Source organism: Candidatus Nitrosopumilus sp. (assembly GCF_040878665.1).
GTDB lineage: Archaea > Thermoproteota > Nitrososphaeria > Nitrososphaerales > Nitrosopumilaceae > Nitrosopumilus.
The window spans coordinates 131,123-145,849 of sequence record NZ_JBBDLU010000006.1; the positions used below are offsets into that span (position 1 = coordinate 131,123).

Annotated in this window: 17 protein-coding genes and 1 tRNA gene; 12 read left to right on the forward strand and 6 right to left on the reverse strand. The window is 38.9% G+C overall.

Features of this window, described 5'->3' with window-relative positions:
* Positions 1-10 precede the first annotated feature (10 nt).
* Complete coding sequence (locus tag WDZ98_RS05350; RefSeq protein WP_368059227.1) at positions 11-478, forward strand: hypothetical protein; 468 nt, start codon at positions 11-13, stop codon at positions 476-478.
* On the opposite strand, the gene WDZ98_RS05355 is transcribed toward WDZ98_RS05350, so the two are convergent.
* Entirely contained in the window at positions 469-1,134 is a 666-nt protein-coding gene (locus tag WDZ98_RS05355; protein ID WP_368059225.1) for a hypothetical protein, read from the reverse strand. The two genes, WDZ98_RS05350 and WDZ98_RS05355, sit on opposite strands and share 10 nt — an antisense overlap.
* Positions 1,135-1,233: 99 nt before the next feature.
* Here WDZ98_RS05355 and WDZ98_RS05360 point away from each other — a divergent pair, with 99 nt between their 5' ends.
* From WDZ98_RS05360 to WDZ98_RS05375, 4 genes are all read left to right on the forward strand, one after another.
* Complete coding sequence (locus tag WDZ98_RS05360) at positions 1,234-1,791, forward strand: Bsp6I family type II restriction endonuclease (protein WP_368059223.1); 558 nt, start codon at positions 1,234-1,236, stop codon at positions 1,789-1,791.
* A gap of 1 nt (position 1,792) precedes the next feature.
* Positions 1,793-2,896, forward strand: coding sequence for a hypothetical protein (locus tag WDZ98_RS05365; RefSeq protein ID WP_368059221.1), 1,104 nt, complete (start codon positions 1,793-1,795; stop codon positions 2,894-2,896).
* Positions 2,897-2,965: 69 nt separating this feature from the next.
* Positions 2,966-3,115, forward strand: a complete 150-nt coding sequence (locus WDZ98_RS05370; RefSeq protein WP_368059219.1) for an AbrB/MazE/SpoVT family DNA-binding domain-containing protein — start codon at positions 2,966-2,968, stop codon at positions 3,113-3,115.
* Positions 3,116-3,161: 46 nt separating this feature from the next.
* Positions 3,162-4,574, forward strand: coding sequence for a DNA cytosine methyltransferase (locus WDZ98_RS05375; RefSeq protein ID WP_368059217.1), 1,413 nt, complete (start codon positions 3,162-3,164; stop codon positions 4,572-4,574).
* A gap of 22 nt (positions 4,575-4,596) precedes the next feature.
* Here the strand turns inward: WDZ98_RS05375 and WDZ98_RS05380 are convergent, their stop codons facing one another.
* The gene (locus tag WDZ98_RS05380) at positions 4,597-4,986 is read right to left on the reverse strand and encodes a DUF5615 family PIN-like protein (RefSeq protein WP_368059215.1); all 390 of its coding nucleotides are present in this window, start codon (positions 4,984-4,986) and stop codon (positions 4,597-4,599) included.
* 348 nt (positions 4,987-5,334) lie between these two features.
* On the opposite strand from WDZ98_RS05380, the gene WDZ98_RS05385 reads away from it, so the two are divergent.
* The gene (locus WDZ98_RS05385; protein ID WP_368059213.1) at positions 5,335-6,054 is read left to right on the forward strand and encodes a hypothetical protein; all 720 of its coding nucleotides are present in this window, start codon (positions 5,335-5,337) and stop codon (positions 6,052-6,054) included.
* A gap of 79 nt (positions 6,055-6,133) precedes the next feature.
* Here WDZ98_RS05385 and WDZ98_RS05390 read toward each other — a convergent pair whose 3' ends face one another.
* Positions 6,134-6,832, reverse strand: coding sequence for a hypothetical protein (locus tag WDZ98_RS05390; RefSeq protein WP_368059211.1), 699 nt, complete (start codon positions 6,830-6,832; stop codon positions 6,134-6,136).
* A gap of 235 nt (positions 6,833-7,067) precedes the next feature.
* Between WDZ98_RS05390 and WDZ98_RS05395 the strand changes: the two genes are divergently transcribed.
* Positions 7,068-8,366 carry a site-specific DNA-methyltransferase gene (locus WDZ98_RS05395; RefSeq protein ID WP_368060936.1) on the forward strand — a complete coding sequence of 433 codons (1,299 nt, stop codon included), beginning with the start codon at positions 7,068-7,070 and terminating at the stop codon, positions 8,364-8,366.
* 14 nt (positions 8,367-8,380) lie between these two features.
* On the opposite strand, the gene WDZ98_RS05400 is transcribed toward WDZ98_RS05395, so the two are convergent.
* A complete protein-coding gene (locus WDZ98_RS05400; protein ID WP_368059207.1) occupies positions 8,381-8,635 on the reverse strand; it encodes a hypothetical protein in 255 nt (84 codons plus the stop codon).
* Positions 8,636-8,729: 94 nt separating this feature from the next.
* Between WDZ98_RS05400 and WDZ98_RS05405 the strand changes: the two genes are divergently transcribed.
* The 3 genes from WDZ98_RS05405 (at position 8,730) to WDZ98_RS05415 (ending at position 12,444) form a co-directional block, all read left to right on the forward strand.
* Positions 8,730-11,828, forward strand: coding sequence for an ATP-dependent helicase (locus WDZ98_RS05405; RefSeq protein ID WP_368059205.1), 3,099 nt, complete (start codon positions 8,730-8,732; stop codon positions 11,826-11,828).
* 75 nt (positions 11,829-11,903) lie between these two features.
* Positions 11,904-12,323, forward strand: a complete 420-nt coding sequence (locus WDZ98_RS05410; protein ID WP_368059203.1) for a hypothetical protein — start codon at positions 11,904-11,906, stop codon at positions 12,321-12,323.
* 48 nt (positions 12,324-12,371) lie between these two features.
* A tRNA-Gln gene (locus WDZ98_RS05415) sits at positions 12,372-12,444 on the forward strand.
* Positions 12,445-12,783: 339 nt separating this feature from the next.
* Here the strand turns inward: WDZ98_RS05415 and WDZ98_RS05420 are convergent.
* Complete coding sequence (locus tag WDZ98_RS05420) at positions 12,784-12,951, reverse strand: hypothetical protein (RefSeq protein WP_368059201.1); 168 nt, start codon at positions 12,949-12,951, stop codon at positions 12,784-12,786.
* A 153-nt stretch (positions 12,952-13,104) separates the two neighbouring features.
* On the opposite strand from WDZ98_RS05420, the gene WDZ98_RS05425 reads away from it, so the two are divergent.
* Positions 13,105-13,416, forward strand: coding sequence for a hypothetical protein (locus tag WDZ98_RS05425; RefSeq protein ID WP_368059199.1), 312 nt, complete (start codon positions 13,105-13,107; stop codon positions 13,414-13,416).
* A gap of 1 nt (position 13,417) precedes the next feature.
* Positions 13,418-14,392 carry a hypothetical protein gene (locus tag WDZ98_RS05430; RefSeq protein WP_368059197.1) on the forward strand — a complete coding sequence of 325 codons (975 nt, stop codon included), beginning with the start codon at positions 13,418-13,420 and terminating at the stop codon, positions 14,390-14,392.
* On the opposite strand, the gene WDZ98_RS05435 is transcribed toward WDZ98_RS05430, so the two are convergent.
* On the reverse strand, positions 14,389-14,631 hold the full coding sequence (locus WDZ98_RS05435; protein ID WP_368059195.1) for a hypothetical protein: 243 nt from the start codon (positions 14,629-14,631) through the stop codon (positions 14,389-14,391). The two genes, WDZ98_RS05430 and WDZ98_RS05435, sit on opposite strands and share 4 nt — an antisense overlap.
* Positions 14,632-14,727 lie beyond the last annotated feature (96 nt).

Here is a 14,727-nt window from a genome sequence, read left to right on the forward strand (position 1 = left end):
GTCCTAGTGAGTGGCTTCATTTTCTAGGGAACTGGAACACATTTGCTTCATGCTGGAGGCAAACGGCTACAGAATAAGGAATGGGATGATGCCCCTAGATGACTTCAGGCTTTTCCTGACCCCTCCTGGATTTGAAGTTGAAAGCGAGGAGGTCTTCAAGCTGAAGGGCACCGACACGGTGAGTTGTGCAGCTCAAATAATTATGGGTGGAGAAATCCGGAACACGTTCTACAGCCAAGATGAGCATACGCGTTCCAAGTTCCAAAAACTACTTGAAAGCGCACCGAGCGTTCGCGAACTGGATTTTTTTGAAGTTACAGATGACGGAAAAGATTTTGTGGTTTCGATCCGAGCAGAGTTTCCAATTGTTAATCTGTCGGAGGATGTATTCGCAGATGCGATGGACCGGTTGAACTTGGCAGGTGGCTCCGTAGAGGATCTCATCAACACATACTTTGATAAACTAGTTCACAGCTGAACGTAATCGCAAATTTTTCTCATGGGGCAAGAACCGCACTTTGGGCTTCTCGCGGTGCACACCTCCCCTGCAAAATCCAGGATCGCGTAGTTGAACTCCCTTCCCCTTCCTTTTGGCGGAAGCGACTCTGCAAACTCCCACAGCATTTTGCCTGTCCTCTCTCTGGAGTTTTTTGCATCTACAGAAAAAACTCTTTTCAGAACGCGCAGTATGTTGACATCCAGCATTGACACGTCGTGATCAAAGGCAAAGCACAGAACTGCATTTGCAGTGTAAGGCCCAACTCCTGGGAGCGATAGGAGATCTTTTTTTGTTCCAGGAACTTTCCCGCTAAACTCTGAGATAATTTTTTTTGAAAGTTGCTTGAGGTGTTTGGAGCGAGTGTTTTCCAGACCTAGCGGCTTCAGAACTTTTTTGAGCTTTCGCAAATCTGCTTCTCTGATTTCTTCAAAGCTTTTGAAATTTCTAGTAATTGAACTCCACTCCGCTGCAACCTGCTTCCTGGTTGTTTTTTTTAAAAGGACTTCTGACAGGAGAACTTTGTACCTGCTCTTCGAGTTCCTCCACTGGTACAGCGAATCAAAATTATTTTTCTTTCTCCATATCAAAAGTATTTTCGAAAAACAAGATTGCTTTTTTTTGATATGATCTTTCAACCAACTAAAACCGAATTACATCTCTAATCTGCATTTCTTTTTCTTGGTAATCTTGGTATACTTGGCGCTGTTTTAATCTGAAAGAAGAAAAAATTCCGTGTGATAAAGTACTCCGACAAGATCACCGTTGATGGCAAGAAGTACGATGCGGTTCTCCTTAAAGCCGAAAAAAAAGACGGCCCCGAGATGAAGAGGCTGTACGGCGCCTGGCTTGAGCTGAAGATGGGCCTCACAAAATTTGAATCGCGAGCACCCAACTTGCCTGAGGGGATATCCGAGGGGGCCTTTTCCTTAGAGTTTGATTGCCCCAGAGTGCTGTATGTCAAGGGCACATCTGGTTCATACGATTGCTACAACCCAAAAACTCACGAGAGAATCCAGATTAAAGCTACGACAATCAGGTACGATCTGACGAGCTTTGGCCCAGAATCTGTTTGGGACGCTCTCTACTTTTTGGACTTCTACAGAGATGGGAAGTTCGACTGCAAGTACGACGTGTACAAAATTCCAAACGATTTAATTTACAACTTTCAGATTAACAAAACTCAAACTTTCCGCGACCAGCAAAAGCAGAAAAGAAGACCCAGGTTTGGTTTGAAGAAAAGCATCATTGAGGCCAACAAAATCAAGCCGATTAAAACGTGCACAGTCGGTTAAGATGGCAGTTACAAAAAAAATCATCCACAAAGTCACCGATGATGAAGTGAAGCAGTGCTGGGAGTTTGGTCTGAAGTATTTTTTAGATGATACAAAATCCACCCAGAACAGAACTGGAGGTCAGAACAGGGGAGTTGGCGGCGTCCTTGATTCTTTCATGAACAAGATTGTTGAAATCGCAGTATGCAAGGAACTCTCAAAATTAAACAAATCTATCGATTGTTTGCCTGACTTTGAGATTCACGCACTCAACAAAGGAAAAACCGAACCCGACGTATACAAGATTGTTGAAAAAAAATACAAGAAAGAAAGAAATCCTAACGTCTACGTTGAAATTAAAAACATATCCGATGCTGATAACTGGCTAGGTCCAAAAGCAGATGAGATCGAATCTATACAAAACAACGACTACAAAATAACTGATACGAAGAAAATGTTCTACGTTTATGGGGAACTCGTAGATTCAAAACACGATTCCAACAAGAGGCATTCCAGCATCTTGGGTGCGTACATGAAAAAATTGATTCCAGGAGATCCCGTTTTGATGAATTTCCATGATGTTTCTGACTTGTCAGTTGAGATCAAGTATGTTTTTTCTGTACACGACATTCAGAAACTTGGAGTGTCATTTCCGAAAGGCGGGTACATGGTGAGCCCAGAAATTTTTGTTGAACCTGCGGCTAAAACGAAAATTAGAATCAGAAACAATATGAAGTCGGGCCAATACAAAAAAATGAATGTTGGCAACAAAACCCTTCCCAAAGAGACTGGTGCTTTTTTGACAAAAGCTGGTAGAGAGAAAACTCGTTTACCGTACCCTAAATCATTTGGTGACATAAAGTTCAAAGGCAAAATAGAAATGCATGAGGAAAAGCTCTCATCGCTGGTCAACCATTTCTTCTACTGCTTAAACGATGTTGCTATTTCAAGTGATGTGCTAGGAGATTGGAATTTCAAAAAAGGAGATGTGCAGAACTACAGGATCACTTACTCTGGACGGGATCCTGAACTGATAAAGAACAACACATTTGTCGCAAGAAGGAATCAAAAGATTACAGACAGGCTGGGCGCTATCAGGCTGGCAGAAATAGCAAAAAGCATTTAATCCGTTAATACTTGGTAATCTTGGTATACTTGGCTTTCTTAATATGCTTATTTCTGCAAGTCACCACAAATGGGCAAAGCATTAGGCTCCTCAAAGGTAACTGTAAGGTTTCAGGTCACCGTCCCAGAAGAGGTGCGAAACAAGCTGAAGGTGAAGGATGGTGACACACTGGTTTTCGTTGAGGACGGAAAGAGGATCTACATCAGCACAGAGTTTTAGATCAGCACTACCTCTAATTATGAGCTACAGGGGTACGATGTAAAAGATGAAGAAATCTGATCACCGTTACAAAATTGCAACTCTGTTTTCAGGAGCAGGCGGTTTGGATTCTGGGTTTACAAAAACTGGAAAGTTCGAAAGCCAAATTGCAAACGACATACTTCCTGCCCCTGCGGAAACCTACTCGAAGAACCACCACACAGAAATTCAAAGCGTAGATGAGTTCAATGAAACCCCAAAACTCCCGTGCTACATTGTTGGCGATGTGAGCAAGGTGGACTTTACACCGTTAAAAGACATTGACTGCGTGATAGGGGGTCCACCATGCCAGGATTTTTCCCAAGTGAGGGGAAGCAGAGAAGAAATTGGAATCCACATGACGCGTGGAAAGCTGTACTCGCACTTTATCCGAGCTCTGACAAGAGCTGAGCCAAAAATTTTTGTCTTTGAAAACGTTCCAGGCCTTGTAAGCTCCAATGGCGGAATGGCCTACAAGACGATCACCGAAGACTTTGAGAACCTCAACGTCAGGTGGTCTGAAATAAAAAACAAAATAAAGAAAGGCCCGTCGTCTGCAAAAAACTACTTTCTGATCTTTAACGATATAGTGAACTCCTCTGACATCGGCGTACCTCAAAAAAGGAAGAGGCTGATCATCGTTGGCGTGAGAAAAGATCTGATCAAACCGTCTGATGAAGGTGACCTCGCTAAAAAATCAAAAGAGATTCTAAAGGGTGAAAAATCACTCCTCGGCAAATACCCCATCACTGCAATGGAGGCGTTTGAAGGAAAAACCGTTCCGGAGATATCTTCCAAGTACTCTGAGTTAATGGAGGAGTACCGCGGAATCGAAAAAGAGGTTGGAACCCCTGAGGCCTTCGCTTGGAAATCAAAAGTATGGGACAAGCTCACTTTTGACGCTGTTGAAGACTACCTCACTGCCAACGCAATCACACCTAAAGATGATGGTGAGGTTGAAGTTGCCTTTGAGGATCACAAAAAAGTTCTGAAAGAACTTGGGTACTATGGAAAACCTCTAGCAGGTATGAAGTTTGAAGATGAAAGCAACGAAATTCCTAACGAAGGTTCTGGAGTGAAAAGTAGGATGGAGCACATCCCTCCTAACATGAACTACCTGTTTGTAAACGGAACCGAGTGGAAAGTGAAAGGAACGATGAGCAATATCTACAGAAGGTCTCATCCGCTGAAACCCGGCTACACCGTGATGGCTTACGGCGGTGGTGGCACTTGGAGCTACCACTACGAAAAAGGAAGGAGCATGCTGACAAACCGCGAGAGAGCGAGGCTTCAGACTTTTCCAGACGATTACATGTTTGAGGGAAACCGCTCGCAGGTCAGAACTCAGATAGGAGAAGCAGTTCCAGTTAGATTAGGAACCAAGCTTGCCGAAATTACTCTTACTGTTTTAGAAAGTATAAAGAGCAACTATGCGGTATAAAAAATAAAACCACGTTCACTCATTAACTCGAACCTTTCTGACCCATTCGTGATGCTTCACCGCTTTTAATTTTGTTAAACGCGTCAAGAACTTCATCATCTGTTGATCCATCACTAGATTCTAAAGGAATTCCCTTCTCTAATTTTTCTAATTCATTTTTAACAAAATCAAATACATTGATTTTCCCAATGGCTACACATGGCATGTTATTTTCCTCACAACCTTTTTTGTTTTCCACATCAGCTGTAATTAAGATCATTTCATTATCCCGTGCATAATTTAGAACAGAAAAATCACTTTGTAGTTTTTTGCCGCTGTTGATTAATTTCTTCACACTTTGAACTTCAAAATATCCTGCTTCAATTAGTTTCTCATCTAATCCATCATACATTTCATCAACTAAAATCTTCAACAGTATTGTTTGATTTGATATTGTTTTTAAAGAATTATGATGAAAATAGGATTACATCACAAAATGATCATTTGTTAATTCAATCAAAAAAAAATAATTGGTGTTGCTGATGGTTTTAGTAAAACCTGACTAGTTATTGTCTCGATCTTTTCCTGATGGCTTCCTGTGGTTTTTTGAAGGGTATCCTGCTTTTCCCATGTCATTCACCTCCTTTTTCATAAAATCGATTTGGACTTCACAAATCATAATAGACTATATTTTGAAATGGTATTCGTGAGTCAATTTAATGAAAAACCTACCAGAAAATACCTTTTTGAGGTAGGTTGATCCATAACATTGGTAGTATATATGGAAACCACACTTACAGACAGGCAAATAGAAATTCTAAAAATAATTGAAAGGAATCCCGGAATCAAACATAACAAACTGATCAAAATAATTGTTGAGCAAAAAAAGTTAATGGCAAAAAAAACCCTTGAGAAAAATATTAATGAACTGATAACAGACCATCATGTCAAATTTCACAAATATAAAAAAGAAAAACAATATTTTAGAAATGAAGAGGGTGTATCTGAAAAAGATATTGATAAACAACTTGAAGAATTATTTTGTAGAATATTTGATGACATATCCGAATTAAAAAAGAATTTTAAAAACAACGAGTATTATGTCAAAATACGTTTGGCACATTATCTTTTCAGATGGATGGAAGAATTTTCACATACAAAACGTACTATTGAAAGAGAATCATATGAAACTGACGTAATGGATATGTCTGAAGAAGAAGAAATTTTAGAGGAAATAAAAAAAATCATCAAAGAAAAAGACATTGATTGGCAAGATCAGTTGTACAAATACTATGGTGAATCATGTGAAATTATGAGTGATCTATCAAAAATGAAAAACCAATATGCAAAACTACAATTAATGATTAGAAAGCATGGCACATCAAAAAAACGTAACGAGTTGAGCTTAAAACTAACTCAATTAATTCATGATATGGGTGACAAATTCACTAATTTAGAAATGAATTTGAAAGAACTTAAGAAGACTAAACAACATTCTTGATTTTTGTTGAAATGCAGGAAGCGTTAGATGTTATAAAGGTAAGATGAATCAAGTATGGATAAATCTGATTTGAATTTTTTTAAACGGTTTTGTCCGTGATTAAGAGTTTGTAGTATCCAAAGGATTTCTTTTTGTAATTAAACTCCACTTCTTTTTTCTCAGAATCAATTATTCCACTTTGTTCATCATTTTGATCAACAGGTGCATTCTTGATCACATTATCTACCCATTCAGATCCATTTTCTCCCGCATCCAGATCAGTCCAAACTGGAATCAATACAGAAAGAATATTTTTTACAATGGGCAATGAATGGGTGGTCGGCACAATCCCGTTTTCATTTGATAGAAATACACTTGTCTGGAAAAAATTGTCAAACTTTGAAGTATGAAATACATCTGGTTTTCCATAGTAGAATGTCAAATCTCCAATATTGCCATCGGTTTTGTGAATGATTTTATATGTTTGAAATGTGGCACCGTTTTCTAGTTTTGAGCTGAGATCTTTATCAAATTTCACAGTAAATTCTTGTTCTATCTGTTTCAAGTTGTCTAAAACAAACTGTTTTCTAGTTTCAAAGTCTGATTTTATTTCAGTTCTTTGGACATTATCAATTTCTGTCTCTGAATTCAGTTTATCTGAAGTCTGATTTTTTATATCTTGAAATTGTTCATTTTGATTTATTTTTTCCGTACCTTTTTCCACATTGGAAAAGAATACAGCTCCTCCTATTAGGGCTAATCCAACTACAATTACCACTACGGCGATGATTGTTTTCATTTACTATGAATTTTCCAAATTTTAGGAACTTAAAGATTTACGCCAACACAGCGTGTTTTCCTTCCCAAATCAAGGGCTTTGCCTTTTTACTGATTGTAGATAAACTAGTTGACACCAATTCATCTCTTGGTTTAACGTATCTTGTATGAAATTAGTTAACTTGTATAAAACACACATGTGGAAAAATTACTATCATTTCCAAAAGGTTTAAAGCTGATGATCATCGATGTCAGCTGTGGCAAAAAAATTTACAGTTAACGATGTTGTCTGCGCCGACAGCAAAACACTTTCTAAATTCATCGAACCTAACAGCGTTGCTCTAACCGTAACCTCTCCGCCGTACGGAAACGCGATAAACTACTCGCAGCATGTTAAAAACCAAAAATCTGGAAAGGGAAAAGAGTACCGAGGAAACGTTGGAGGTTCGCTTGAAGATTACCTGACAGAGATGCAGGGGATTTTCTCTGAGGTGAAAAAAGTTACAATGCCTGGTGGCTTCTGTTGCATAGTGATAGCAGATGAGCTATCCGAGGGAGTTTTGATTCCACTGCCAAGTCTTCTCATCTCAAAGCTCGTGGATCTTCAAGATGAGGAAGAGGGGTGGCACTTGCGCGACATGATTATCTGGAACAAGGTGACTGCTGGTAGAAGCGGTGCTGGCAACAGGTTCGGGCAGTTCGTGAAAATTCCTGTCCCAACAAGGTACAGGGCAAACATAATGCACGAGTACATTATAGTCCTCCAAAAGGGAAAGAAGGGCAGATTCCTGCTAAAAGAAACAGAACCAAAGGTTCCGCTAAACAGAGCAATGAAGAGGCAGGTTGCGCTTTCAGTCTGGGACATCACACCGGTTCCTCCAAACGTAATCAATCACCCCGCAGTTTTTCCAGAGCAGATTCCGTGGAGGTTGATTCAGATGTACACGAAAGCAGGAGATGTTGTTTTAGACCCTATGTGCGGAAGCGGTCAGACGGTGAAAGTTGCCAACCACCTGAAGCGAAAGTACATCGGGGTAGACATTCGAAAATCGTACGCGACTCTTGCAAAGAAGAGAGCAAAGGACAATCTTATGCTCTCCAACTTTATGATCCCTCTTTACTTCCCAGTCAAATGGGTTGACACTGTGCAGTCCGGGAAAAAAGGAGATGCCCACATTGACGTTGAGGATCACGTTCCAAAGGGCTTCAATCTGGAGTTCCAAAAAGTTTCAAGAGATGCTGAGAAGGAAACGGACACAACTCACATCTACTACAAAAATAAATCTGGAGATTACCTCTGTTGCGTTATCGGCGCATCGCAGGAGCCTTACATGATGAAAGTTGGAAACCCAAAGAAGGCAAGCTCACCTCTGAGAAAAATTCTCAAAGAACTTCCAGACACATTTGATCTTGTAGATGTTAAAAAAATTATTCCAGACGGAATACCAGACGATCCTTACTCTTTAGTTTCACTGGTAGATGTTTTGGAGCACGTAAAAAACGTCAAGAGAAAAACAAGATCGCTGACAAAAGTTGTTTACGAAAAAACAAAGTGAATTGAAAAAGCGAATCACTCGATGTAGTGCGGTTTTTTAGGATTGTAGTTCCTGTCATCGCCTTTCGCCCTGTACACTGATTTCTCAACCCTGTCGATCTTCCCTTTGATGCACATCCTTGACAGAATTGAGCGGGCGTTTCTGTTGGTCATCCCCAGGTTCTTGCACACGTCCTCAACTGACTGCGGTCCGCCGTACTCCTCCTCTGACTGCAGGAGCTTCATGACTCTTGCGCCGGTTCCTAGAGTTTCAAAGAGTGCTTTAGACATTGAATTTTCTAGAAACTAACCACGGATAATTCTATCGATACGTGCTGTGAACGTTTGGGATCCTATTGAAATAGGCTCGTGAGATTAAGAAAATATGAAGTTAGACAGCACTCAGATGAAAGCAGTTGAGCACAAAGGGTCACCTCTCCTGGTTACAGCTGGGCCTGGAAGTGGAAAAACACGCGTGATTACTGAGAGGGTAAAGTTTCTTGTAAGGGACGGCCTTGACCCATCAGAAATTCTCTGCTTGACCTTTTCAGAAAAAGCTGCAAGCGAGCTGAGGGGAAGGCTGGAGGATGACGATGAGATCAAAGGAAAGTACGATCTCTCTGAAATGCAGATCAGCACCTACCACGCTTTTTGCAGGAGCCTCCTTTTGGAGAATACAACTGCGACCGGTCTTGGGATGAAAGGTGGCGTGCTAGACCGCTCAGTGTTCTTGGTGTGGGGTGTTCAGAATATAGACAAGTTTGGGTTTGACAGACACGTTGTAATTGGAAACAACGCGTACGACTTAATCGAGAAGATGGTTGACGGCATCAGCGTTTTCAACCAGGAACTAATCTCTCCTGATGAACTGAAAAAGTACGTCTATAAAAAACTCAAGGAAGAATCATCGATAGCAGATGTGGATGAGTTTGATTACCTGCATCAGATGGATAACCTTGTAAAAATTTACAAAAAGTACGTAGAGTTCAAAAAGAAAATTGACGTGATGGACTACGATGATCTGATCGTGGAGGCAAACAGGCTTTTGGAAAACAAAGATCAACCACACGTGCTAAAGAGAGTTCAGGAAAAGTTCAAGCACGTTTTGATCGATGAGTTTCAGGACAACAACTTTGCGCAGTTTGCGTTGGTCAAAAAAATTGCAAAAGGCGGAAACGTAACTGCGGTAGGTGATGCTGATCAAAACATCTACCGGTTCCAAGGAGCTTACACTCAAATCTTTGAAGATTTTAAGAAAACTTTTCCAGACTACGATGAGATATCCCTTAGAAAAAATTTCAGAAACCCAAAAAGCGTGATCAATCTGTCCGGACAGCTTTTAGCACAAGATCCTTTACGAGACACAAAAAATATCGAACATACAAAAAAAGAAGATAGCAAAGTCAACGTGGTGGAGTGCTCCTCTGAAATTGCGCAAGCAGAGTTCATCAAAAACAAAATCGGCGAACTGATGAAGAAAAACCCTGGATACTCTTTCAGGGATTTTGCAATTCTTTCCAGAAAACAGCAGGATGGTCTGAACATAGCGAAAATACTTGCATCTGATGGCATTCCTGTAAAGTACGTGGGTAAATCCAGGATACACGGTTCTCCCAGTGCTCAAGTTCTCTTTGCGTTCCTGAGGATCATTGCAGATCCGATGAAATCCATGACCAGCATCGTGAGGCTACTTGAGGAGTACGGCATCACGCCTCAGAACATCTCAAAAATTAACCGAGAAGCAGGAGTTAGGGCTAGGGGTAAAACTGATGGTGATTACGCGTTTGATGTTCTCTCCGATTTGAAAGTAGAGCACCTGACGCAGAAAACTCAGATTCGAGAACTGTTTGAAACGATTAACGAATTCATCAAACTTTCAAAGGACCGTACACCTTCACAGGTGATCTACAAAATTATCCGAAACAAAACTGACATCTACAAAAAAATATCAAACGACGATTCAATCGAGAGCTTTGTTGAGCGCTCTGTTCTGAACAACGTGCTGAACAACGCGTACGACTTTGAAAAGATAAACTCCGAGGTAACTGTAAAGGAATTCTTGGAGTTTACCGAACAGCTCAACCAGTTCGATGTTGAAACAAAGAGGGACATGTCCGGTGATGATGCGGTGCAGGTTTCTACGATTCACAAAAGCAAGGGGCTGGAGTTTGAAGTTGTGTTTATCGCAGATGTTGCAACTAACAGGATGCCGATTAAGTACTCTGAAAAATCATTTTACGTGCCACAGCAAATTGCAAAGGGAGTAATTCCAAGTGCAACGCCAAAGATAGAGCACACTAGGGAGGAGAGGAGAATTTTGTACGTTGGCATGACGCGAACTATCAGCCACCTCTTCTTGATGTACCCAACGCAGTACGAGGACAGGTCAAAAGCAAACAAGGCATCAAAATTTCTTGAGGCACTAAAACCTAAAGAAAACGATAACGTTATCTTTGTAAAGTACGATTCAAACTCTAACGAAAACATCTCCGCGCCGGTTGATGTCTTTGACGTGATCAAAAATGAGTACATCGAAAAGGCTCTGAAGAATCTTCACTCTGATCAGTACCAAAGCGCAATTCAAAAAATAATTGAAATTGCAAAGATTGATTTTTACAAAAAGAACAAATCTTCTGATGGTTTTTCTTACGATGGACTGCTAAAGTATGAGCCGGATCCTCTAACCGATGAAAGGTTAGCCGGCACTGACCCAATCGAGATGGGGTACGAAAATCAAAAACTGTCCTTCTCAAAGTTTGATGACTACTCAAAGTGCCCAAAGATGTTCTGGTACAAGCACGTGCTGAACGCACTGCCTGCAAATCAGGAGGCAAACGCCCTGTACAAAGGAACAGTGTTCCACAAAATTGTGGAGGGTGTTGACAATCCTGAAATGCCTGAAAAGAAAGGAGACTTGAGATCTCTCATGTCAGAGCTCGAATTAAACTGGGATCAATCAAACTACCTGCAGAGCTCGGTTCAAAAAGAAGCTGAAGACAAGCAATCGCTAGTACCTGCACTCAAATCTTACTACAACTGGAACAGCAAGAACAAAAATACCGTAACTGATGTTGAGCTAAAGTTTTCAACTCATATCGGCGGTTTTCAGGTTAACGGAAAAATTGACAGAATTGAAAAAACGCCTGAGGGGGATTTTGTGATCATAGATTACAAAACGGGAGGCAAGAACAAGAAAGTTGAAAAAGTTGAGGAGAGCCTACAGCTAAACATGTACTGCATTGCACTGCAGGAGCACAGAAAGTACGGCAAGCTACCGAAGACTGCCTCCTTCTTTTACGTTGAAAAAGAAGAGGGGCAACAGTTTTTCGATTACGATGTATCGCAATCTAACGTTGATACTGCAAAACAAGTTTTACAAACTCTTACCGAGTCAATTAAGAACAAGGAGTTTGATGCGACTCCGCAGTCCTTTACGTGCAAGTACTGTGATTACAACGATATTTGCAAGGATGCAGAAGTTTGATCTTGAGGAGCGGACCACTTTGAGTGTCATCCCCGATGCAGGAATATTGTTTCTCTGGAAGTATGATGTGATTCATTGCTAGGCAAAATTTCTCTGAGAAAATTTGAACCAAAAACTTCTAAGACAAAAAAAGATGTCGCAAGGAAGATAGATCTCCGAAACAAAATTAGAAGATCAAAATCTAACATACCTCAGATAAGAGAAAACTGTAAGGGCAAGAAAGTAACCTTGAAGATAAAGTTTCGACTCAGCAAGCAACGAGAGGAAAACGTGAGCAAATACCGCAAGGATCTTGACAACATGCTGAAAATTGTACTTGATGTTCTTCCAGAGTACATGGACAACAACCAAACCAACAAGGGATTGGGGTTAATAGACAATGATGAATCTGTGTATGAAATCAAAGCTGAAAAAGTATTTGTAGACACTGATGCGGATCAGGGAATTGATATTGAGATAAGCAAAGCAGTTATCCGAAAAAACAGAACTAGGTAGAATTCACAATGCAAATACTTTAGTGAACATCTGAAGAATATTTTTTGTAGCCCGGTAGTGTAGCGGTCAAGCATAGAGGCCTTTGAAGCCTTTGACCCCAGTTCGAGTCTGGGCCGGGCTACCCTCTCAAGTTTTAAAGCGGGTTCAAGTAAAAACTCAGGACGCGATGAAGAATCAGAGTTATATCTGAAATGGATGATTGGAAGGCATTTGACTGAGCAGTCTTAACTTTTAAAATATTGTAAAATGTACGATAATTTCAACTAGAATTTCTCAAAATTATGGATTTAGTTTTAATTAATGAAATTTCATCAACTTTTTTTTCGCATGGATGTAAATTGATTGAGTTTTGTACTGTTTGTTAAATCTCAGGAACTTGAACCTACTAGGCAATTCACTATGAGAGAATTAATTACACAAATTTTATCATTTTAAAACAAATAAAATAAAAAATAGAAAATTAAACTGGAATTCTTGCTTTGACGTCAGCAGGAATGATAGTTATTTTTCCATTTTCATCTTGTTCTACGAGAACAATTCCACCATCTTCAAGAGCAGATTTTTCGAACATTTCTCTTGGTATTGCGATTCTTCTACCAGCGAGAATTTTTTGTGCTGTTTGATTCATACTACTTCATCTTCCAAGAAATTGTATTTCTTATTAAAATTTTGTATTTTATACAAAATTGTAACATCATTTTGATCGACTTTCATACTACTTTTCATACTTGGTCAATTAGGTTAACAGATATATATCAATTTGTAATAACTCCAAATTGTAATGATCCATAGGCATGAAGTACAAACAGCACAATGGAGCGAAACTAGTATAATCAGAACAGATGGTTTGGAAGAATTCCGAGAAAAACCAGAGTTTGGAAATCGTCATGCCATATTCCAACCAAATTTAAATTGGGGAGAAATTCATTATGATGAACATAATGCACTAGATTTTCCTAATGGAACATTAGATCACTTAGCAAAATACACTGAAGAAAAAACAGGCATTCCAGAAAAATGGGCAAAAGGAGGATTAATTCTAGGGGGAGTACTTGCAGGAATTTTTCTACTGAAGGGACTCGGAGGAAAATAATATGTCGGTTTCCATTAAACAAAAGAATGGGAATCGATATGGAACATTTGACATAATGGGAATCAAAGGAAGTTTTCCCAATCAAGTCATTACATCAACCAATCTTAATCATGCAAAATTTGTGCACTCATCAAAATTTGATTTTAAAACACAATTTCTAGAAATAGTAGAAAGACACCCTAAACAGATTATTTCAGATAAAGATTATAGAAATAGAAGACAAAAAATCATCTCCGAAATTATTGAACAAAATTCTGATAAATTATGCACTTTAGTAATCAGTGGTGCTAAATCCATGAGTATCCAAAAAGATAAAAACATCGCCTTAATTGAATTTCAAAAAGAATGTGGCTTTAAATTAATTAAAGCATTTTTTAAAACTAGTCGAAATGCTTTAGAAAATTTTAAAGAATACATCACACTCATACCTAAAGAATGTAAGATAGTTCCAGTGATAGATGAAAATCTTAATCATTCAATTTTCAAATTACTCTATTCAAACTCTCTCGGTAGAGGATTAGAAATAATTGGATTTTTTGGCAGAGAACCAAAAGCAACTAATGAAGATAATAAACTGAATTTACAGTATATCTCAAGTAGAGAAGGTGATCAAATAATCCGATTAGTTTCATCCATCAAAAAATCTTTTGGTGGAGTGGTTAGCTCGTTAGTATACCATCAATATGGATTTGATACTTATTCATTCATTACAAGATTTGGAAATCCAAATATCCCAGTCATCGAACTTAAAGCACTGCATCAATTTCATTTTAAACCACTTACATATTCAAGTGGATTGACTTGTGTTATAACTAAAAATAATCTCCATACCGTCGCAAACATATATCTTAAACAAAATCGCTCTTCTGTGCCTATTTCAATACATGATATTCGTAAATTAAATGAAGAATTTGCCACTTTACATGAAAAATACTCAAAAGAGGAATTAGAACAAATCATCAAAGAGAAAAATTAATTCTGATTAACAACTTCAGAAATAGCCGATAAACCGATCTTTAATTTCATATTATAAAGAGCATCTATTCTTGTACCAAATAGAGATTTACGATTTTGTTTAAAATGTTTACATTCATCAACAACACATTTACAACTTTTTTGTTGAACGAAATCTTTTAAAAAATAATCTATTTCTTTATCTAATTTTCTAAACTCAGATTTCCATTGATGGTATGTATTATTTTTTGTATCGTCCATATCATGTGAAAATCACCGTGATCTAGATCTTGGGTGGTTACACAAAATTGATCATTACAGTAAAAACGCATCTAATTTTTATAGAAATAAGTTAAA